This window comes from Haloferax sp. Atlit-12N, from assembly GCF_003383095.1.
In the GTDB taxonomy this organism is placed as follows: domain Archaea; phylum Halobacteriota; class Halobacteria; order Halobacteriales; family Haloferacaceae; genus Haloferax.
Map to the genome: position 1 here is coordinate 366976 of NZ_PSYW01000003.1, position 19478 is coordinate 386453.

Sequence of the window (19478 nt, forward strand, 5' to 3'; positions counted from 1 at the left end):
AAACCCGTTGCCTCGTCGACATTCTCACCCTGGCCACCGACTCCCCGACAGGGTGCCTGCCCTGCTGGCATCACAACACTATTCGAGCTACTGACGAAACTCGTAGCCAGTTCTATGGCTCTCTCGGACCCCGATGTCTCCGACTTGGTCGACTCGCTCTCTCTCGACGAGAAGTGCTCGCTCGTGCGCGGGGCGGCCGACCCCGAGGGGACGGCGACCGGCTACGTGCCCGGCGTCCCCCGACTCGACATCCCCGAACTTCGCCTCGCCGACGGGCCGCTCGGGATTCGTATCCCCGGCCGCTCGTCGACCGCCTTTCCGGCTTCCATCGCCGTGGCGGCGACGTTCGACCCCGAACTCGCACGGCGACAGGGCGTCGCGATGGCCCGCGAGGCCAAAGCCAGCGGTCAGCACGCGGTCCTCGGCCCCGGGCTGAACCTCATTCGCGTCCCCAACTGCGGGCGTAACTTCGAGTACTACGCCGAGGACCCCGTCGTGACGGCCGACTTCGCCGCCGCGGTCGTGGAGGGAATCCAGTCCGAGGATGTCCTCGCCACGCCGAAGCACTACGTCGCCAACAACCAGGAGACGAAGCGACTCGTCGTCAGCGCCGAAGTCGGCGAGCGGGCGCTCCGAGAGCTCTACCTCCCCGGATTCGAGGCGGCCGTCGAGGCGGGCGCGGGGTCGGTCATGACCGCGTACAACCGCGTCAACGGAACCCACATGAGCGACCACCGACGACTCGTCACCGAGGTACTGAAAGACGAGTGGGGCTTCGACGGCTACGTCGTCTCCGACTGGTTCGGCACCGCGAGCGCCGTCGGTGCGGCCACCGCCGGCCTCGACCTCGAAATGCCGGGTATCTCGCTCGAAGCGCTCCACGAGGCGTTCGGGATCGACCCCGACGCCGAGATGCTTGAGGAGGGCGACGACGAGAGCATCCCGGCCGGCGAGACCACGACGCCCAGGTTCGCGACCGAGCTGAAATCCGCGGTCGAGTCAGGCGCGGTCCCGGCCGACCGCCTCGACGACATGGTCGCGCGAATCCTCGGGCAGATGGCTCGAATCGGCCTCCTCGACGGCGACTGGGGCGACGGCGGCGCGCTCGACACGCCCGACCACCGCGACCTCGCCGAGACGCTCGCCGCCCGCGGGACCGTCCTCCTGAAGAACGACGACGGGGCGCTCCCGCTCTCTGACGACGCCGACGTTGCGCTCGTCGGCCCCGGCGTCGCGGAGGCGATGCTCGGCGGCGGCGGCTCCTCCGAAGTCAACCCCGCCCGCGAGGTTTCGGCGCTCGAAGGAATCCGCGCCCGAACCGACGGCTCGGTCGCGTTCGAACCCGGCGTCGAACGCGTCGTCACGCCCTCGTTCTTCGACGATGGACCCGCGGACGGCGGCGACCACGCCGACGACTTCCCCGGCGGGAAGACGCCCGACATCGACGCGGCGGCCGACTGCGCCCGCGAGGCCGACGTCGCGGTCGTCGTCGTCAGGGACGCGACCACGGAGGGCGCGGACCGCGAGACGCTCCGACTCCCCGGCGGACAGGACGAACTCGTCGAGGCCGTCGCCGATGCCGCCGACCGAACCGTCGTCGTCGTCCAGTCCGGCGGCCCGGTCGAACTGCCGTGGCGCGACTCGGTCGACGCCGTCGTCGAGTCGTGGTACCCCGGACAGGCCGACGGCGACGCGCTCGCGTCGGTCCTCTACGGCGACGTCGACCCCTCGGGTCGCCTCCCAGTCACGTTCGCACCCGAGGACTCGTACCCCACGGCCGCCGAGGAACGATTCCCGGGCGTCGACGACGAGGCGCAGTACGACGAGGGCGTCTTCGTCGGCTACCGGCACTTCGACGCCGCCGACGCGGACGCCGAGCCGACCTACCCCTTCGGACACGGCCTCTCGTATGCGACCTTCGAGTACGGCGACGCGGAGGTGCGCGGCGACGACGCGGTCGCAGTCGCGGTGACGAACGCGTCCGACCGCGACGGGAGAGAAGTCGTGCAGGCGTACGTCCGCCCGCCGGCCGTCGCGGGCGTCGAGCGCCCGACGCGAGAACTCGCCGGCTACGCGGCCGTCGAAGTCGCCGCCGGCGAGACCGAGACGGTCGAACTCTCGCTGTCCGAGCACGCGTTCCGCAGATACGACGAGTCCGACGGGTGGACCGTCGACGCCGGTGAGTACGTCGTGGAGGTCGGCCGTTCGTCCCGCGACGTTCGGGCCGAGACGACGGTGTCGCGGTAGCCAGTCGAACGAGCTATTCGGAGCGCTCCAACTGTTCGCGCCGCCGTTCGAACTCGTCGTCCGAGAGTTCGCCCCGCGCGTAGCGGGTTCGGAGGACCGACAGCGGCCGTTCGTCGGGTTCGCTCTCCCGCCGCTTCCCGAGGGCAAAGACGAGGTACAGCGGAACCGCGAGCAGTAGCCCCATCCAGAGGAGTCCCCAGAGGCCCATCCCGCCGCCGAAGAGCCCCCAGCCACCGCCCATCATGCCGCCGCCGTATCCGCCGCCCATGGCGGCGGCCGTACCGGTCGCCGCGACCAGTAGCGGGACCGCGAGCATCGCGAGGCGGCGAGCAGTACGTCCGAGGTGCATGTCACGTCGTGTCATATTTCGAATTAGTGAGTTTCGGTGTTCTGTCGAGGCGATTCAGTCGGTCAGAGCCGTCAGCAGTGGCCCTGACCGTACATGCCGCCGCCCTGTCCGTACCTTCCGTGGTCGTGGTTGCCGTCAGCCATGTCTCGGGCCATCTCGTCGATGGTCACGCCCATGTGCGACTCCATCCATTCGACGCTCCCCGGTCCCATGTGTTCGGTCATCTGCGACTCCATCCACGCCGCCCACTCGGCGGCGGTTCCACTAGTCGGGGCCGCGTCGTCGACAGCCGTTTCGTCACCGTGTGCGCTGACAGCGGGCGCGGCGACCGCGAGTCCGACGATTGCGAGCGCCGCGAGCAGCCAGCGGCCGAGTTTGACGTTGGTCATTGTGTTTCTCCTCGGTTGGTCGTAGGGCCGCTCCGGAGTTATCGGGATGGGTGTGAACCCTGCGCTGAGAACGTCCGAGAACGTTTATACAGAGTTCTAATCGTTTTTCAGAAACGAGACCGTTCATCCGCGCCGAATTCGTCGGTGTCGGGTCTTCCCACGCACTTTCACGCACCGGTTCGGGCAACCCGCGGGCGAGAAGACGCCGCGGCAGTCGGCTACGGCGCTTGGTTCTGCTGTAACTCGTCGCTCGGATAGATTCGATACGTTCGCCCCTGGCGCTCGCGGTACAGCAACCCGCGTTTTTCCAGGGAACTCACCGTCTGGCTCACCTTGCTCTTCGAGAAGTCAGAGCGGTCTCGGAGTTCTATCTGCGTGATGCCCGGAGAGGTGAGAACCGGTTCGAGCACCCGGCGCTCGTCCTCCGGCAGGAGGTCCAGCACGCGAGTCCGCGGGTGCGACCCCGAGGTACTCGTCTCCTCCGATTCCTCGGCTTCCACCGGCGGTTCGGACCGCTCTCGGTCGGTCGGATTTGCTGTCCGGTCCTGAACGCGCTCGCTCGCGTCCGCACCGTCGAGCGCGTCTCGAACCGCGAGATACCCGCCGCCGATGACGGTCGCGGCGAGGACCGTCCCGAGGACGTACCACAGCGGGTTCGTTCCGTGGACGGCCCCCATCGACGTTCCCATGTCCATCATCGACCCCATCTGCTCGAACGCCTGCTGTCGCTGGTACGCCTGCCAACTGAGCGCTCCGCCGATGAGAACGGTGCCAGCGACGAGCGCGCCGACGACCGCGTCTGCTCGTCGCCGATTCATCCGTCCCACCTCGGTTTACCGTGGTGCTCGTTCATGCACGGTGATTGGAGCGACACCGGTGTACCAGTTGTGATTGCTGCGTCCACACCCGCGTGCGCCCGGTAGGGTTCGGGATGACCGGCGATGTTTTCGATTCCAAGATATCGACCGTCTCAGAGCCGATGTTTCGAAGGGAAAATCCGCATAAGGCCGGGGAGCGTACGTTTCCGTGTACGTCGGCGGCTCCCTTGCCGCTCTCCCCCGAATCCCCTTCGCCTGACCGCGCCGCGCTGTTTCAGGCGGACAAGATACGGAAAACGGCCCCACCCTCCAATCCATGAGCACCCACCCAGACCACGACCACGACGCTTCGTCACACCACCATCGCCAGGCCCACACCGACCATTCGGGCCACGAGCAGATGTTTCGGCGGCGGTTCTGGGTGTCGCTCGCGCTGTCGTTGCCGGTCGTCTACTTCAGCGAGTTCGTCCAAGGTACCTTCGGCTACGCCGCGCCGACGTTCCCCGGAAGCGTCTGGATTACGCCCGTCCTTTCTGTCGTCGTCTTCGCCTACGGCGGTGTGCCGTTCCTCTCGATGGCGCGGACCGAACTGGCGAACCGCGAACCGGGGATGATGATGCTCATCTCGCTGGCGATTACCGTCGCGTTCGTCTACTCGATTGCGAGCCTGTTCATCGAGGGGACGACGCCGTTTTTCTGGGAACTGGTCACGCTTATCGACATCATGCTCCTCGGTCACTGGATGGAGATGCGGTCGGTCCGGCAGGCTTCCGGGGCGCTCGACGAACTGGCCAAACTCATGCCCGACACCGCCGAGCGCGTCACCGAGAGCGGAGACTCAGAGGAAGTCCCCGTCTCCGCGCTCTCGGAGGGCGACGTCGTGCTCGTCCGGCCCGGCGCGTCGGTTCCTGCCGACGGCGAGGTCGTCGAAGGCGAGTCGTCGGTCGACGAGTCGATGATTACGGGCGAGTCCCGCCCCGTCGACAAGGACGCCGGTTCGGAGGTCATCGCCGGCACGGTCAATCAGGACGGGAGCCTCCGCGTGAGGGTCACGAAGACGGGAGACGAGACGGCGCTGGCGGGAATCATGCGTCTGGTCGAAGACGCCCAGCAGTCCAAATCCCGCACGCAACTCCTCGCGGACCGCGCGGCGGGGTGGCTGTTCTACGCCGCGCTCGCCGCCGCGGGCGTCACGGCCGTCGCGTGGGTCCTCGCGGTCGGATTCAGCGTCGGCGTCCTCGAACGCGTCGTGACAGTCCTCGTCATCGCGTGTCCACACGCGCTCGGTCTGGCAGTCCCGCTCGTGGTCGCAATCAACACCTCGACGGCCGCCCGGAACGGGATGCTCGTCCGCGACCGAATCGCCATGGAGGAAGCACGGAACCTCGACACCGTCGTCTTCGACAAGACGGGCACGCTCACCAAGGGTGAACAGGGGGTCGTCGGCGTCGAGACGGCTGGCGAGTGGGACGAGACGCGGGCGTTCGAGGTCGCCGCGGGCGTCGAGGGCGACTCGGAGCACATGATCGCCCGCGCGATTCGGAACGCCGCCGCCGACCGCGACGTTCGACGGGCCACAGTGTCGGAGTTCGAGAACCTCCGCGGACTCGGCGTCCGGGCGACCGTCGAGGGCGAGACGGTTCACCTCGGCGGCCCCAACCTGATAGACCAACTCGGTATCGAGTATCCCGACGAAATCGCGTCGTTCGCCGACGAGGCCGGCTCGAACGCGCAGACCGTCATCTACCTGATTCGCGACGAGTCGGAGGTCGTCGCGGCGTTCGCGCTCGCCGACGTCATCCGCGAGGAGAGCCGGCGGGCCGTCGAGGCGCTGCACGCGATGGGCATCGAGGTCGCGATGCTGACCGGCGACTCCGAGGACGTCGCGCGCGCCGTCTCTGCGGAACTCGGTATCGACCAGTACTTCGCGGAGGTCCTGCCCGAGGAGAAAGACACCAAAGTAGCGCGGCTCCAGTCCGAGGGGAAGCGGGTCGCGATGGTCGGCGACGGCGTCAACGACGCGCCCGCGCTCGCGAGGGCGGACGTCGGCATCGCCATCGGCTCCGGCACCGACGTCGCCATCGAATCGGGCGACATCATCCTCGTCGACAACGACCCCGGAGACGTGGTTCGGCTCGTCAAGCTCTCGAAGGCGAGTTACCGAAAGATGCAGGAGAACCTCGTCTGGGCGACCGGCTACAACGTGTTCGCGCTCCCGCTCGCCGCGGGCGTCCTCGCGCCAATCGGCATCCTCCTGTCGCCGGCGGTCGGCGCCGTGTTCATGTCTCTGTCGACGATTATCGTCGCGGTCAACGCCCGCCGCCTCCGGGGTGTCGATCTCTCGGCGTGACGCTGGCGACCGTCTGCAATACGGCTTCCGGTCGGCGGCTCGAACACACCCTCTCATTCCGCGCGTTTTCGCACGTAGGGTACACGTTCATTAGTCGCCACCGCGAGTCTCGATTAATATGTTCTCACATGACAATACCTCGCGGACCGCCGCACCCTGGTCGTCGGCGCTCGTTTTCCTCGGAGGTCGCTGACGATGGCCACTCGGACAGACCCGTACAGACAGCTACGGTTCATCCTCGAAATCGGAGGACTCGTGACCGCCGGTTTCAGCCGCTGTGACCTTCCGTCGGCGACCTCGGCGGTCGTCGAATACCGCGAGGGGGCGGACCCGCCGACGCCGCGGAAACTTCCCGGACTGAACGAGTACGGGCCGCTCGTGCTCGAAGTTGGCGTGACAGACCGGTCGCTCGAACTGTCCGAGTGGCGGACGCTCGTCGAACAGGGCCGGATGGACGAGGCACGGCGGGACGCCGCGGTCGTGTTGCTGGACGCGACGGGCAACCCCGCCGCTCGCTGGGTCTTCCGCGAGGCGTGGCCCTCGAAGTACGACGCGCCCCGATTGGACGCGATGGCCTCCGAAGTCGCCGTCGAGCGCCTCGTCGTCGTCCACGAGGGCTTCGCCCGCGTCGCGGTCGAAACCGGTGACGACGAGGACGACGAGAGTGAGAACGATACCGAGGACACCGAGAGCGATGGTGGTACCACCCCGTCACTGCCGGACCTCGACTTCCCGGTCGGCGAGGGACTGCCGCAGGGCATCGACGAACCGCGACTGAAAGTGAGTCGCGCCGGTGATGAGGAGTCCGACGAGACGTGACCGCGACCGAGCCCGACCCCTACGGCGCACACCGGTTTCGGGTCCGATGCGACGCGCTCCCGAAACTGGGGTTCTCCGAGGTTCGCGGGCTCTCGGTGGCGGCCGAGTCCGCGAACGGAGACGAGTCGCGGTCCGAACCGCCGCCATCCGAGACCGACCGCCGCGACCGCCGCGACCGCCGTGACCGCCGCGGCCGTCGCGCGCGGAAGCGACCGGCCCCGCGACCGCGGCCTCCCTCACCGTCCCGCCGAGCAACTAGTTCGCCGCCGCTCGAACTCCGTCGAGGCGTCACCGACGACCAGTCGCTGTGGGCGTGGTTCCGGGCGTGGGTCGACGGCGAGGCGACCCCGCAGGACGTTCGAATCTGCCTGCTCGACGCGACCGGCGAGCCGGTTCGCGGGTGGGTCTGCCGGGCGGCGACGCCGGTCAGGTGGACCGGGCCGCATCTCGTCGCCGACGCGGCCGCCGTGGCGACGGAGTCGCTCGAACTGACCCACGAAGGAATCGACGCCCTCACCGACCTCGACGAGTGCGCCGACTGAGTTCGGGCCCGCAACGACGGCGTCTCACGGACCGAGGTCGTTCGGTCCCGCCGCCGCTCGCTCGTCGGACTCCAGCATCGCCTCGTGCTTGCCGCGGTAGTACAGCCACCCGAAGACGAGCAGCGTCAGGGGAAAGAACACGAGGGCGATGAGCGCCGCCGGCGGAAACAAGACGAACAGCGCGAACGTCTTCCACGAAACGAGCGTGTCGCGTGCCATAGCTAAAAATTGTGTCCGGTTGTCATGTGTTTTCGGGCGCGCCCGTTGTCGTGGACAAGCGGGTCTCGGTCGGTTCCATCGGTCATCGTCGGCGAAACGAGTGCGGTATTTTCACCACCTTTTATTTGGTTTGGCGCGAAGTAGGGGGAAGTGACTGATATCTCAGATTCTCTTCGGCTCCTTTTCGAGACTTCGGTCGAGCGAGACGGCGACCGTTACGTGGTGTCGATTCCGAGCGAACTCGTCGAAAGCGGGTCGATTTCGACGGAGGAACTGTACCGCGTCGCGCTGTTGACCAGTCCGGGCACGGCGTCGACGACCGAGGCGTCGGCCGAACCGACGGCAGCGAAGACGACCGACGGCCGCGGCATTAGTTCGGGCGACGAGCGGGAACCGGAGGCTTCGGCGCCGGATTCCCGCGAGGCGCGTTCACAGCCGCGACAACCGCCCGTCGCGGAGGGCGACGTCCGAGCCGTCATCATCGACACGCTCGGCGACCAGGGCGACGGCATCGCGAAGGTCGAACGCGGCTTCGTCATCATCGTCCCCGGCACAGAGCCAGGTGACCGCGTCGAGGTCGAAGTCACCGACGTGAAACAGACCGTCGCGTTCGCGGAACCGGTCGACGGCGCGGGCGTCAACTGACCCGTCGAGACCGACCGCGGCTTTCGCCCTTCGGAGTTGGTCTATTCCAAACAGGGCCACATTAGGTTCGGAGCCATAGCCGTCGATACCACCACATGTCCGAACGAACGCTCCGTCACGCCTCTTCTCCACGTGACGACACCCGAACCGAGTCCCCCCGAGCCGACCGCCCGGCGTTCGAATCGAGCGACGACGCCGCCGCCCACGGCGGCCCAGACGCGCAGGCGCAGCCGACACTCGCGAACCGATGGCGTCCGACCGTCCGACAGGGAATCGCGCTGTGGGCGCTCATCACGGTCGGCTGGGCAGTCGTCCCCGCCGACCACCCGCTACAGATTGCCGTCGCCGTCAGCGGTGTGTACGCCTCGCTCCTCCTGCCGACAGCGCTCTACTTCGACTTCCGAGAGCGACGGTCCGAATCGAACGCCGCCGTCCTCCGCGAGACTGCGAGTGAACTCGCCGACCGCGTCCGCGGTGCTCTGCCGGGACGCGGCGGTGCGACCCGTTCGTCGTGTTCCTGCAACCGCTGACGCGTTTGAGAGCGTCACCGCGTCGCTCGCGGTCGAACTGAACGGTCCGAACGGACCGCGGACCGAACGGACTGAATGGACTGGACAGTCCGAACGCACTCGCTGAAAACGAACCGAGCCGAAGAGAAAAACTGCGTTTTGCGCCCGAAAATCCGCGTTAGGCGGTCGTTCCGACGGCTCTCTCGCCCGACTTCTGGGTCGCTTCGAGGAGTTCGCGGTAGCGGTTCCTGATCGTCACTTCGCTGATGTCGGTCACCTCGCTCACCTCGGACTGCGTCAGTTCCTCGTCGGCGAGGAGCGCGCCGGCGTAGATGGCCGCCGCCGCGAGTCCGACCGGGCTCTTGCCGCTGTGGATGCCCTGCCGCTTCGCGTTGTCGAGAAGCGACCGAGCGCGGCGCTCCACGTCGTCGGTCACATCGAGTTCGGAGACGAACCGTGGGAGGTACTGCGCGGGGTCCGCCGGCTTCATGTCGAGACCCAGTTCACGGGAGACGTAGCGGTACGTCCGGGTGAGTTCCATCTTGTCGACGCGGGAGACGCGCCGGACCTCGTCGAGCGAGCGCGGAACGCCGGCCTGTCGGGCCGCGGCGTAGATGGCGGCCGTGGCGACACCCTCGATGGAGCGGCCGGGGAGCAGGTCGTCGTTGAGCGCGCGGCGGTAGATGACCGAGGCGGTCTCGCGGACGGTGTCCGGAAGCCCGAGCGCCGAGCCCATCCGTTCGACCTCGCCGAGCGCCTGCTTGAGATTACGCTCTTTGGAGTCGCGGGTGCGGAACCGCTCGTTCCACGTGCGGAGTCGCTGCATCTTCTGGCGCTGTCCCGACGACAGGGAGTTGCCGTAGGCGTCCTTGTTCTGCCAGCCGATGTTGGTCGACAGTCCCTTGTCGTGCATCATGTTCGTCGTCGGCGACCCGACGCGGGACTTCTGGTCGCGCTCCGCGGCGTCGAACGCGCGCCACTCCGGGCCGCGGTCGATTTCGTCCTCGCGGAGGATTTCGCCCGTCTCGGGGTCGACCCATTCGCCGTGTTGTTCGTCGTAGACGAGGTCGGTCCGCTCTGCGACCGCTGCCTCGGACGCCTCGGCCTCGTCTTCGTCGCGCTCCTCGCCGGACCGTCGGACCTCGGGCTCCGCCGTCGGTGCCGACTCGTCCCGCATCGAACGCCAGTCGACGTGTTTCGTATCCATTGAGTATCGGCTTATTCCCTATCGAGGGTAATGGGCTCTCGGTTGGAATATGCCAAACACCTACGATTCGAGGGATGACGGCCGGGGAGCGATTCCGCCCGCTCACCCGCGAAGCGCGTCGATGGGGCGCTCGTTCGCCGCCCGCCATGCGGGGTACGCACCAGCGAGCAGGCTGGTCAGGATACCGAACGCGACCGCCCCGGCCAAGTACAGGAGCGCCGACTGCGTGAAGGCGAAGGGGTCGCCGAGGAACAGCGCGTTCGCCACCATCGCCACGGCGACGGCGATGGCGAGTCCGACCGCCGAGCCAAGCGCGCCGAGGAGCACCGCCTCGACGAGGAGAATCCGGACGATATCGACCTTGCCGTAGCCGACCGCCCGCAGGACGCCTATCTCTTCGCGGCGCTTGATGACGGCCATCAGCATCGTGTTCGCAATCGAGACGCCGGCGACGAGAAGCGAGATGGAGCCGAGGCCCGCGAGGAACGCGTTGATTCCGTTCACGAGCGTCTTGAGCAGGCGGACGAGGGAGGTGAGTTCGAACACCAACAGCCTGTCTTTCCGGTCGTTGAAGCGGTCGCGGAGTGCCTCGGCGACCGTCTCGGCCCTGTCCGTCGACTCCGTCATCACCTGTACGCGACTGTACTGTCGGTCCCCTGTCTCCTCGATGGGGAGGTACAGCCGACTCCCGCCGAACGACTGGGTCTCGGCCAACACGGCGACGACGCGGTAGGTGTGTTCGGTCTCGACCGTCCCGGCGGCCGTCTCCGTCTCGGAGACGAACGTGAGGCGCTCGCCGAGTTCGACGCCGCGGTCGGCCGCGAACTCGTGGGAGACGACGACGCTCTGCCGCCAGTTCAGGGGAATCTCACCCCGCGCCACCTCGTGTGTCTTCCGGGGGTCGTCGACGTAGGTGACAGTCACCCCTTCTCGGGTGCCGTCGTCCGTTATCAGCTCCATATCCCCGGTCTGCGTCGCCACGACCGCGGCCGACCCGACCGTCTCGTCTATCGCTTTGACGTCCTCTCTGTCGAAGTGCGACGCCTCCATGTCGGCTCCCGGCGAGACGTAGACGCTCGTCGCGCCCTGTGCTTGGATGCTCTGCAGTTGGCTCTGTTTGAACGCCGCGCCGCCCGCACCGATTGCGCCGATTGCGACGACGCCGATGAGTATCGAGGCTGCCGCGAGTATCGACCGGACCTTCGCCCGCGAGATGTTCCGTCGGGCGATGACGAGTCGCGGGAATCGCCCGGCGATTCGATGGCGCAGGCTCATCGTCCCTCACCCCACGTTCTCGTCATTCTAACGCCTCCACGGGCCGCTTATTCGCGGATTTCCACGCGGGGGACACGCCGGCGAACAGCGACGTGAGGACGCCGAACAGCGCTCCGAGACCGACGTATCGAAGCCCCGCGGCCGTGAACGCCAGGGGGTCGCCGACGAGGAACTGGTTGAGCCCCATGCCGATGCCGAGTGCGAGCGGGACGCCGATTGCGGCACCGACGAGACCGAGGATGGCCGCCTCGGCGAGAAGCAGGCTCACGACCGCCCGCTTGGGATAGCCGACCGCCCGCATGACGCCGATTTCGCGCTCGCGTTCTATCGCTGTCATCAACATCGTGTTCGCGATGGTGACCGCGGCGACGAGGAGCGAAATCGAGCCGACGCCGATGAGGAACTGGTTTATTAGTTCGAACGTCTGACTGAAGCGCTCTCGCTGTTCTTGGACCTCCGAGACGGAGATGGTCCGCCGTCGGGTGTTGAACTCCGTTTCGAGGCTCTCGGCCGCCTCGCTTATCGACCCCGTCTGCGGGTCGACCCTGACGATGACCGAACCGTACTCCGAGTCGGAGTCTTCGAGCTGACTGAGTCGGTCGAACGGAAGGAACACGGAGCGGTCGGCCTGTAGCTGGTCGGCGAACCCCTGCGGTTCGAGCACCGCCGCGACGCGGAACGTCCGCTCGAAGCTCCCATTTATCGTCACCGTCAGCTGGTCGCCCGTCTCCACGTCGTTGTTGTCGGCGAACCGGGAGCCGACGACGACCTGCTGTCGCCAGCTATCGGGTATCGACCCCGATTGCGCCTCGTAGAACGTCCCGAGGGCAGCCAGTCCCTTCACCTGGGCCGAGGGGGAGGTCTCTCCCGACGACGTGCGGACGACGGTGTCCCAGCGCTGGATGACGGGATGTACCGTCGCGCCCGACGTCGCCTGTCGCATCCGACTGACGTCTTGGTCCGAGATGCCGCCGACGATGTCCCCGTCGTCGTTCATGTGGTAGACGGGGCTGACGGTGGCGGTCCCCCCGAATCCCTCGTACGCCTCCATCTGGTCCTGTTTGAACGCCTCGCCGCCCGCGCCGATGGTTCCGATGGCGACGACGCCGATGACGATGGCGACGACGGCCAGCGTGGTCCGCGCGGTGGCGCGCGACAGGTTTCGGCGGGCCAGCACGACCGTCGGGAACCGAGCGGTCACCCGGCGGAGCCAACTCACGGGGATTCACCTCGGCCCGGCACGAGGCGGAGCCACCACGCCGAGACGTGAGGCTCGCCGACCGGCGTCAACTCTCGCCGCGGCCGTAGGTCCGCGACGCTCACGCTCCGTGTCCCCCGTCGGCCGCCGCCTCGCCCGTGTCCTCGATGACGCCGTCGACGAGGTTCACCACGCGGTCGGCCTCCTCGGCGACGTAGGCGTCGTGGGTGACCGTGACGATGGCCACGTCCTCCTCGGCTCGGAGTTCGTCGAACAGGGCGAGGATTTCGTCGCCGGTGTCGCGGTCGAGGTTCCCCGTTGGCTCGTCCGCCAACAGGAGCGCGGGGTCGTTGATGAGCGACCGCGCGATGGCGACGCGCTGTTTCTGTCCCCCCGATAGCTCGTCGGGGTAGTGGTCGAGACGGTCGCCGAGACCGACCCGCTGAAGCAGCGTTTTCGCCCGCTCGCGCGTCTTCACCGGGGTCTTGTCGAGCATCCGCGGCATCTCGACGTTCTCCAGCGCCGTCAGGGTCGGAATCAGGTAGAAGCTCTGGAACACGAAGCCGATGGCGCGCTTCCGCTTTCGGGTTCGGTCCGCGTCGGAGAACGTCGACACGTCCTGTCCCCGAAGGCTGACCGCGCCGTCGGTCGGAACGTCGAGTAAGCCAAGCAGGTTGAGGAGCGTGGATTTCCCGCTCCCCGAGGGGCCGACGATGGCGACGAAGTCGGACGGTGCGATGCCGAAGTCGATGCCTTTCAGCGCCCGGACGGTCTGGGTTCCCGTCTGGTACTCCTTCGTGACGTCTTCACCGCGGAGTATCAGGTCGCCGCCGACGCCCGCCGCGTCACCCGGTCGGTCTCCTCGGGCGGTCTCAGTCGGTTCCGCCCCCTCGGAGTCGGAGGTGTCCCGTGTCATCTGTCGTCAGCTCCGCCAGCGATAGACGACCGCACCCACGATGAGGGCCGCGGCGGTACCGCCGACCGGGAGGAGCGGGAACCCGCCCGACCCCGAGTCCGGCACGGGGCGACGCATCATCTGACGGTCGACGCTGACCGACGTGGTGACCGACTTCTCAACGCCGCCGACGCTGTACCGAACCTCGACGGGGACCGAAGAGACGTTGCCCTGTGCGGGGGTTCGGAGGGTGAACGACGAGAAGTCGCTCCCGTCGATGCTCCCGATGAAGTAGTTGCTTCGCTCGACGCTCGACGAGTCCGCGACGGAGACGACGACTCCCTCGACGGCGTCGGAGCCCACGTTCCCGGCGGTCGCCGAGATTTCGAGCGTGCCCCCGGCCTGTGTCGCCTGCACGTCGGTCAGGATGACCTGTCCGGGATTCGTCGGAGAGCTAAACGCGGGGCGATACGTGTGGGTGAGTTCGTGTTTCTCGCCGCGGTTCGAGTACTGGAGTGTCACGTTCACCGGGTACGACCCGGCCTCGTCGACCCGCGCGGGGAAGGTGAACGTCGTGGCGTTGCCCGCCTTCAGCCGTGGCTTCACGCGCTCGGTGACGCTGAAGTTCACGTCCGGCGAGGACGAGACGACCCGCAGTTGTCGAATGTCCTCGGTGAGCCCGTTCGAGACGGTGACGTTCACGGACCGAGTGGCACCGGGCACGGCCTCCTCGGTCGAGAGCTCTATCTGCGGGCGGGAGACCTCCTTCACGTCGACGGTCACCGGGTACCGAACCCGAACGTGCGAGCCGTCGTTCTGTCTGCCGACCAGCACGACGCGGAGGTTTTTCGACCCGGGGTCGTCGAACGAGACGGCGACCGGGATGGTGATGCTCGACCCGATGGTTATCGTCCCCACGTCCTCGATGCGCGTGATGTCGGTGGGGCTTCCCTGTCGGCGGACGTAGACGTCGGTGACGTCGACGACGCTCGGACTGTTCTCGCCGTTCCGAATCGTCACTTCGAGGTCGGTCTGTTCGCCGGGCGTCGGCTCCGCCGGCGCGACCGTCACGTCGGAGATTCCGATGTGCGCCTCGGCCGCTTTCGCCGGCCCCGTCGCCAGCGGGACGGTGACCGCGGAGAGCACGACGACCGCGACGAAGAGCCACGAGAGAACCGAGCCGACGCCGTCGTTCGGTTCCCGCGGACTCATCTGTTTCTCCTCACGTAATAATGTTGTTTCGTTGCCATCATTGGCTAATCGGACTGACCAGCCCCACATAAGTTCCTTGGTTTACATGTCTGTTGTCGAACTAGTTCCTGCTGGGCTCACTCGGTCGCTCCCCGGAAAAAACGCGGCCGAGGTGAGGCGATGTGAGTCAGATGGTGTCGACTTCGACGGGCGGCGCTCGGAATCAGGTCTCGACGCTGAAGCCTTCGTCGCGGAGCGCGGCTTCGAGGCGCTCGCCGTGTTCGCCCTGTAGCTCGATGCGTCCGTCGTCGGTCACGGTCCCGCCGACCGCGAGCCGTCGCTTCAGGGTCGACGCGAGAGCGTCGAGTTCGTCGGTCGGGAGGTCGAGGCCGTCGACCACCGTCACGGGCTTGCCGTACCGTCGGGTATCGACGCGAATCGACGCGCGCTGGTCCGCCCGCGCGAGGTCGTCGCCGATTCCGAGGTCGTCCGGCAGGCCGGTGATGTCGCTGAAAGTGTCCTTTCCCACGTATTCGAGTACGCGTCCGCGGCGTATCAGGATACGGTTGGAATATTCCAACTCTCCTGTGAGCGTGTCCGCGGGGCGTTCAACCCGACTCGTCGGTCACGCGCTCGCTTCGAGCTTTTCGGGGTCGACGCGCTCTTCGACCTCGGTGCCGAGCGTGCCGGTGACGAACTGCCGGGCCAGCCACGCCTCGGCGCGTGTCAGACGGTACTGGAGCGTCGAATTCGGGATGTCGAGTTCCTCGGAAATCTCTTGGACGGTGTGTTGACGCGGCGTCTCGTAGTAGCCGAACTCGACGGCGGCTTCGAGCGCGGCCTGCTGTTCCGGCGGGAGGCCGTCGGCGGAGACGCCCTCTTCGAGCCAGCACTCGGGTTCGCTGATGCGCTGGACGCTCAGCGAGAGGCCGTCGCTGAGGCTGTCTTTGACCTCCTCGTAAATCTCGCTCACCGTGTCGTCGTCGGAGATGAGTAGTCGCCACTGGTTTTGGGCCCCTCGGCGCTCGGCCTGCATCAGGAGACCGTCGCCGATGTGCTTCGCGGCGACGTGCGGAATCGACTGAATCCCGTCGCCCTCCTCGCGACAGGAGTAGACGATGCGCCCGTTGGGCGTCTCCGAGAGCACTTCGAACTCCCACTCGACGACCGGCGCGCCGCACATCCCGAGGACGCCGTTACACCGTGTGGCCTGTTCGATGACCTCGTCGAACGCTTCGAGCGCCTCCGTCGGCCCGGTGAGGCGGTCGAGTCGCCACATCGACTCGCTCGTGGCGTGTATCGCCATGGTCTTGGAGTGTAAGTCCGGGTTCTCGATGAAGAGGTCCATCACCTCGTCGGCACCCCGCTCGTACTCGACGGTGAAGACGAATTCGCGCATGGATTCGAGGTAGTCGCCGGAGGCCTATAGCCTTGATTGGTATGTTCCAACTTCGGCTCGCATCCCGGACTACCGACTCAGGCCCCGAACTTCGGTCGCTCGCCCCGCTCAGGACTCGTCGAACGGCGACCGGGCGTGTTCGGGCACGTTCTCGGGACGGGCGATGAGGTTCTCCCGACCGAGGTTTATCTTCGTGACGCTGCCCTCGTCGGCCATCCGCGAGAGGACGCGGCTCACTTTCGACTTCGACCAGCCCGTTCCCTCTACGACCTTCGACTGCCGGAGTTGACCGCCGCTGTCGTCGAGGAGTTTGAGAATGCGCGTCTCGTCGTCGAGGAGTTCCTCCTGACCGGGATAACCGCCGGCGGTCTGCTCCGGGCGAACCGGGCCGCCGCTCCCGCCCGTTTGGACCGCCTCCGCCGACGCCCCGTCGCGCCGGCCGCCAGCGCGGTCGGCCGCGCGGGAGCGAACGTCCGACAGCCGCGCCCGCACGTCGCTTCCGCGGACTCGCACGCCGACGGCGACTAGAACGACCGCGACGGCCGCGACCGCGAGGACGAGTAGCCAGCCGTCGCCGCCGAGTCCCAGCGACCCGACGACCGACCCCGGCGCTGCGTTCGGGTCCGACCCTGCTTCGACCTCCGCGCCGTCTCCGCGGCCGTCGCCGTCGGTGTCGCCGCGGTTCGGGTCGGTTCCGAGGACGTTGACCTCGCGGCCGTCGTCGAGGCCGTCGCCGTCAGTGTCGGCCTCGGTTGGGTTCGTTTCGTATCGGTTGACTTCGGGGCCGTCGTCGAGGCCATCGCCGTCGGTGTCGGCGGCGGTCGGGTCCGTCTCGTGGACGTTGACCTCGGGGCCGTCGTCGAGGCCGTCGCCGTCGGTGTCGGCCTCGGTCGGATTCGTCTCGTAGTCGTTGACTTCGGGGCCGTCGTCGAGGCCGTCGCCATCAGTGTCGGCCTCGGTCGGGTCCGTGCCGTGGGTCGTCACTTCCGCGCCGTCGTCGAGGCCGTCGCCATCGGTGTCGGTTTCAGTCGGGTTGCTCCCCTGCTCGTTGACCTCGACGCCGTCGCTGAGTTCGTCCCCGTCGGTGTCCGTGCTCGTCGGGTCGGTCTCGTAGCGGTTCACCTCCTCGCCGTCGGGCACGCCGTCGGTATCGGTGTCGGCGACGAGCAGGTCCGTACCGCGGTCGAGTTCGTCCCGGTTGCCGAGGCCGTCGCCGTCGGCGTCGCCGGCGGGCGCGAGCACCGTGACGCCGTGGCTCGCCTGCGCGACCGGCTCGCCGCCCCCGCCGGGTCTGACGACGGCGGTCAAGGTGCGGTCGCCGGTCGCGTTCACCGGCCACGTCGTGAAGTCGAACTCGACGCGCCGCTCATCGCTCGCGTTCGCCCCCGCGCTTCCGAGCGGTTCGCACCCCAACAGCATCGTCGAGCCATCGTCGCGGTCGGTCTGTAGGCAGACCTCGTAGTCGTCGCTGTCGGATACGACGGCCACCGAAACCGTCGACGGCTGCCACGAGGCGACGTACGTCCGGCCGTTCTCGGTCGCGACGACGCCCGCGCCGGTGTGGTCGACCGCACCCACCTCGACGCCGTCCGCCGCGGCGACGGCGACCGGTGAGAGGCCTGCCGCGACGACGAGCAACGTCGCGACGAGCGCCCACCCGACCCGCGAGACGCGTTTGACTGGCATGTGTTCGTTCTTTATCTGTCGACTCTGCTAGTGTATAATGTTTTGTTTATCTATTCATTGAACATTTTTACAACTCTTTTGAAAGTCAATTTGCAAAGAATGTTCCCAAATAGTGAATTTCCCCGCCGTCGTCGCTGAGATTCGCGGGCGCGTCTCTCGCTCGATGGGCCTCGGCCGCCGCTCGTCGCCGCTCGCACTCGTTCCCTGTCGCCTCTCGCCCGGTCGCCCCCCTGACGTGAGGTAATCGACGTACAGAACCGCTTTCGTCGGCGACCGAACCGCCGGAAAACGTTCCGTTAATCCGACTGAAACGGTCGAAACGGCCAGTCGAAACGGTTGCTCGGGAGAGAACGGTCGGGACGACTCTTCCCCATTATCATCTGCCGAGCGATACTGCTGACTGCGATGCGCGAAACCCTCACTCGACGACAGTTCGGCGCCGGAGTCGCCGCGGCGACCGTCGCCCTCGCCGGCTGTACGGATACGGGCGGTAGCGGCGGCCCGGTGAACGGGACGAACGGTACGGACGCCGAACCAGCGGTCGGCGGCACTGAGACGACCGCAGAGACCGGTGGTGTCGAGGCGACAACCGAAGACGAGACCACGACGGAAGAAACGACGATGGAGACCACCGAGACGACGATGGAGACGACCGACTCGTCGCTCGACAACTCGACGACGGCGAACGAAACGGCCGAAAACGAAACCACGACGAACGAGACATCGACGAACGAAACGACGACCGACGATTCGGCGTGACAGCCGCAGTCGAACCGATGACCCGCTGACGCCCGCGCCGCGAACGAGGCACGGCACGCTCGACTGGTACACCCGACTGCTCGTGCCCGCGCCGGCGCTCACCCCCTCCAGCCCTCCACGGCACACTCGCTCCCAGTCCCTCACGGGACGCTCGAATCCCCCCTGACGCACCCCTCCAAACTCGGTCCCCCTGACGCACGCCTTCACCGTGCCCTCCAGCACGCCTTCACCGCGCCCTCCAGCGCACCCGACCCGGTCGGAGTCGCTCGATTTTTCGGAACCACCTCCGGAAGTCGCAACGACGACGCGCACTCCGCGGAACATTTACCCGCCCGTTCGCTACTCCGGGTATGGACGCAGACGACAACCACCGCGGATGGGCCGAGCGCTCCGGCGACTTCTCGCCGGAGTATTACGCCCAAATCGGCCCGAACGAGGTCAGCGAGACGCTCGCGACCGTGTTCGAGCACTACGCGGCGGAAGACGCGTCGGTTCTCGAACTCGGCTGTAGCTCCGGTCGTCACCTCGCACACCTCCGCGACCGCGGCTACGAGGATCTCACCGGCATCGACATCAACGACGACTCCTTCGAGGTGATGGCCGAGTATTTCCCCGAGCTCGTCGACACCGGCACGTTCCTCACCGGCGCGATAGAGGACCTGCTTCCCGACTTCCCCGACGACAAGTTCGACGTTATCTACTCCGTCGAGACCCTCCAGCACGTCCACCCCGACGACACGTGGGTGTTCGAGGAAATCGCCCGCGTCTCCTCGGACCTCGTGATAACCGCCGAGAACGAGGGTAACGGGCCGACGCGCGGGCGCTCCGGCTCCGAGGTGAGCTACGTCAACGACGACTTTCCGCTGTATCACCGCAACTGGAAAGACGAGTTCTCCGACATCGGCCTCGCACAGCTCCTCTGCGAACCGGGCAAGCGCGACACAGTTCGCGTCTTTCGGGTTCTCTGACCCTGCGACTCGC

Annotated in this window: 20 protein-coding genes; 8 read left to right on the plus strand and 12 right to left on the minus strand. The window is 67.1% G+C overall.

The genetic code is table 11. From position 1 onward, the window contains the following. The first annotated feature begins 114 nt into the window (after positions 1–114). Positions 115–2247, plus strand: coding sequence for a beta-glucosidase (locus C5B90_RS15970; RefSeq protein WP_115882952.1), 2133 nt, complete (start codon positions 115–117; stop codon positions 2245–2247). Between the two features lie 13 nt (positions 2248–2260). Here C5B90_RS15970 and C5B90_RS15975 read toward each other — a convergent pair whose 3' ends face one another. The 3 genes from C5B90_RS15975 to C5B90_RS15985 all read right to left on the minus strand — a co-directional run bounded on the left by C5B90_RS15975 (position 2261) and on the right by C5B90_RS15985 (position 3803). After that, a complete protein-coding gene (locus tag C5B90_RS15975; protein WP_115882953.1) occupies positions 2261–2611 on the minus strand; it encodes an SHOCT domain-containing protein in 351 nt (116 codons plus the stop codon). A gap of 56 nt (positions 2612–2667) precedes the next feature. After that, on the minus strand, positions 2668–2985 hold the full coding sequence (locus C5B90_RS15980; RefSeq protein WP_115882954.1) for a hypothetical protein: 318 nt from the start codon (positions 2983–2985) through the stop codon (positions 2668–2670). 218 nt (positions 2986–3203) lie between these two features. Next, positions 3204–3803 (minus strand): MarR family transcriptional regulator, encoded by a 600-nt coding sequence (locus C5B90_RS15985; RefSeq protein ID WP_115882955.1) that lies wholly within the window; start codon positions 3801–3803, stop codon positions 3204–3206. 316 nt (positions 3804–4119) lie between these two features. On the opposite strand from C5B90_RS15985, the gene C5B90_RS15990 reads away from it, so the two are divergent. From C5B90_RS15990 to C5B90_RS16000, 3 genes are all read left to right on the plus strand, one after another. Then, positions 4120–6153 carry a copper-translocating P-type ATPase gene (locus C5B90_RS15990; RefSeq protein WP_394337544.1) on the plus strand — a complete coding sequence of 678 codons (2034 nt, stop codon included), beginning with the start codon at positions 4120–4122 and terminating at the stop codon, positions 6151–6153. Positions 6154–6348: 195 nt separating this feature from the next. Continuing rightward, complete coding sequence (locus C5B90_RS15995) at positions 6349–6972, plus strand: phage tail protein (RefSeq protein ID WP_115882956.1); 624 nt, start codon at positions 6349–6351, stop codon at positions 6970–6972. Further along, positions 6969–7514, plus strand: coding sequence for a phage tail protein (locus C5B90_RS16000; protein ID WP_115882957.1), 546 nt, complete (start codon positions 6969–6971; stop codon positions 7512–7514). The genes C5B90_RS15995 and C5B90_RS16000 overlap by 4 nt, the downstream gene beginning before the upstream one ends. A gap of 24 nt (positions 7515–7538) precedes the next feature. Here C5B90_RS16000 and C5B90_RS16005 read toward each other — a convergent pair whose 3' ends face one another. Continuing rightward, positions 7539–7733, minus strand: a complete 195-nt coding sequence (locus C5B90_RS16005) for a hypothetical protein (RefSeq protein ID WP_115882958.1) — start codon at positions 7731–7733, stop codon at positions 7539–7541. A gap of 150 nt (positions 7734–7883) precedes the next feature. On the opposite strand from C5B90_RS16005, the gene C5B90_RS16010 reads away from it, so the two are divergent. Then, complete coding sequence (locus C5B90_RS16010; RefSeq protein ID WP_115882959.1) at positions 7884–8378, plus strand: TRAM domain-containing protein; 495 nt, start codon at positions 7884–7886, stop codon at positions 8376–8378. 95 nt (positions 8379–8473) lie between these two features. Then, a complete protein-coding gene (locus tag C5B90_RS16015) occupies positions 8474–8908 on the plus strand; it encodes a hypothetical protein (RefSeq protein WP_115882960.1) in 435 nt (144 codons plus the stop codon). A 157-nt stretch (positions 8909–9065) separates the two neighbouring features. On the opposite strand, the gene C5B90_RS16020 is transcribed toward C5B90_RS16015, so the two are convergent. From C5B90_RS16020 to C5B90_RS16055, 8 genes are all read right to left on the minus strand, one after another. Then, positions 9066–10094 (minus strand): transcription initiation factor IIB family protein, encoded by a 1029-nt coding sequence (locus C5B90_RS16020; RefSeq protein ID WP_115882961.1) that lies wholly within the window; start codon positions 10092–10094, stop codon positions 9066–9068. A gap of 102 nt (positions 10095–10196) precedes the next feature. Further along, positions 10197–11369, minus strand: coding sequence for an ABC transporter permease (locus C5B90_RS16025; protein WP_115882962.1), 1173 nt, complete (start codon positions 11367–11369; stop codon positions 10197–10199). A gap of 22 nt (positions 11370–11391) precedes the next feature. Further along, positions 11392–12588 (minus strand): ABC transporter permease, encoded by a 1197-nt coding sequence (locus C5B90_RS16030; RefSeq protein ID WP_115882963.1) that lies wholly within the window; start codon positions 12586–12588, stop codon positions 11392–11394. Positions 12589–12688: 100 nt separating this feature from the next. Continuing rightward, positions 12689–13483, minus strand: coding sequence for an ABC transporter ATP-binding protein (locus tag C5B90_RS16035; RefSeq protein ID WP_199517522.1), 795 nt, complete (start codon positions 13481–13483; stop codon positions 12689–12691). A gap of 6 nt (positions 13484–13489) precedes the next feature. After that, positions 13490–14674 (minus strand): hypothetical protein, encoded by a 1185-nt coding sequence (locus C5B90_RS16040; RefSeq protein WP_115882964.1) that lies wholly within the window; start codon positions 14672–14674, stop codon positions 13490–13492. A 202-nt stretch (positions 14675–14876) separates the two neighbouring features. Next, positions 14877–15182, minus strand: a complete 306-nt coding sequence (gene yciH, locus C5B90_RS16045) for a stress response translation initiation inhibitor YciH (protein ID WP_042664820.1) — start codon at positions 15180–15182, stop codon at positions 14877–14879. A 96-nt stretch (positions 15183–15278) separates the two neighbouring features. Beyond that, the gene (locus C5B90_RS16050) at positions 15279–16052 is read right to left on the minus strand and encodes a helix-turn-helix domain-containing protein (RefSeq protein WP_042664823.1); all 774 of its coding nucleotides are present in this window, start codon (positions 16050–16052) and stop codon (positions 15279–15281) included. Between the two features lie 108 nt (positions 16053–16160). Beyond that, a complete protein-coding gene (locus tag C5B90_RS16055; RefSeq protein ID WP_115882965.1) occupies positions 16161–17738 on the minus strand; it encodes a helix-turn-helix domain-containing protein in 1578 nt (525 codons plus the stop codon). A gap of 405 nt (positions 17739–18143) precedes the next feature. Between C5B90_RS16055 and C5B90_RS16060 the strand changes: the two genes are divergently transcribed. After that, a complete protein-coding gene (locus tag C5B90_RS16060) occupies positions 18144–18497 on the plus strand; it encodes a hypothetical protein (RefSeq protein ID WP_115882966.1) in 354 nt (117 codons plus the stop codon). 350 nt (positions 18498–18847) lie between these two features. After that, positions 18848–19465 (plus strand): class I SAM-dependent methyltransferase, encoded by a 618-nt coding sequence (locus C5B90_RS16065; protein ID WP_115882967.1) that lies wholly within the window; start codon positions 18848–18850, stop codon positions 19463–19465. Positions 19466–19478: the final 13 nt, after the last annotated feature.

Bases quoted from the DNA above. Each gene is read 5' to 3' on its own strand.
- C5B90_RS16035 (WP_199517522.1), bottom strand. From the start codon at position 13,483: ATGACACGGGACACCTCCGACTCCGAGGGGGCGGAACCGACTGAGACC.
- C5B90_RS16005 (WP_115882958.1), bottom strand. From the start codon at position 7,733: ATGGCACGCGACACGCTCGTTTCGTGGAAGACGTTCGCGCTGTTCGTC.
- C5B90_RS15995 (WP_115882956.1), top strand. From the start codon at position 6,349: ATGGCCACTCGGACAGACCCGTACAGACAGCTACGGTTCATCCTCGAA.
- C5B90_RS16050 (WP_042664823.1), bottom strand. From the start codon at position 16,052: ATGCGCGAATTCGTCTTCACCGTCGAGTACGAGCGGGGTGCCGACGAG.
- C5B90_RS15985 (WP_115882955.1), bottom strand. From the start codon at position 3,803: ATGAATCGGCGACGAGCAGACGCGGTCGTCGGCGCGCTCGTCGCTGGC.
- C5B90_RS16055 (WP_115882965.1), bottom strand. From the start codon at position 17,738: ATGCCAGTCAAACGCGTCTCGCGGGTCGGGTGGGCGCTCGTCGCGACG.
- C5B90_RS16020 (WP_115882961.1), bottom strand. From the start codon at position 10,094: ATGGATACGAAACACGTCGACTGGCGTTCGATGCGGGACGAGTCGGCA.
- C5B90_RS16015 (WP_115882960.1), top strand. From the start codon at position 8,474: ATGTCCGAACGAACGCTCCGTCACGCCTCTTCTCCACGTGACGACACC.
- C5B90_RS16025 (WP_115882962.1), bottom strand. From the start codon at position 11,369: ATGAGCCTGCGCCATCGAATCGCCGGGCGATTCCCGCGACTCGTCATC.
- C5B90_RS16060 (WP_115882966.1), top strand. From the start codon at position 18,144: ATGCGCGAAACCCTCACTCGACGACAGTTCGGCGCCGGAGTCGCCGCG.
- C5B90_RS15970 (WP_115882952.1), top strand. From the start codon at position 115: ATGGCTCTCTCGGACCCCGATGTCTCCGACTTGGTCGACTCGCTCTCT.
- C5B90_RS15975 (WP_115882953.1), bottom strand. From the start codon at position 2,611: ATGACACGACGTGACATGCACCTCGGACGTACTGCTCGCCGCCTCGCG.
- C5B90_RS16040 (WP_115882964.1), bottom strand. From the start codon at position 14,674: ATGAGTCCGCGGGAACCGAACGACGGCGTCGGCTCGGTTCTCTCGTGG.
- C5B90_RS15980 (WP_115882954.1), bottom strand. From the start codon at position 2,985: ATGACCAACGTCAAACTCGGCCGCTGGCTGCTCGCGGCGCTCGCAATC.
- C5B90_RS16065 (WP_115882967.1), top strand. From the start codon at position 18,848: ATGGACGCAGACGACAACCACCGCGGATGGGCCGAGCGCTCCGGCGAC.
- C5B90_RS15990 (WP_394337544.1), top strand. From the start codon at position 4,120: ATGAGCACCCACCCAGACCACGACCACGACGCTTCGTCACACCACCAT.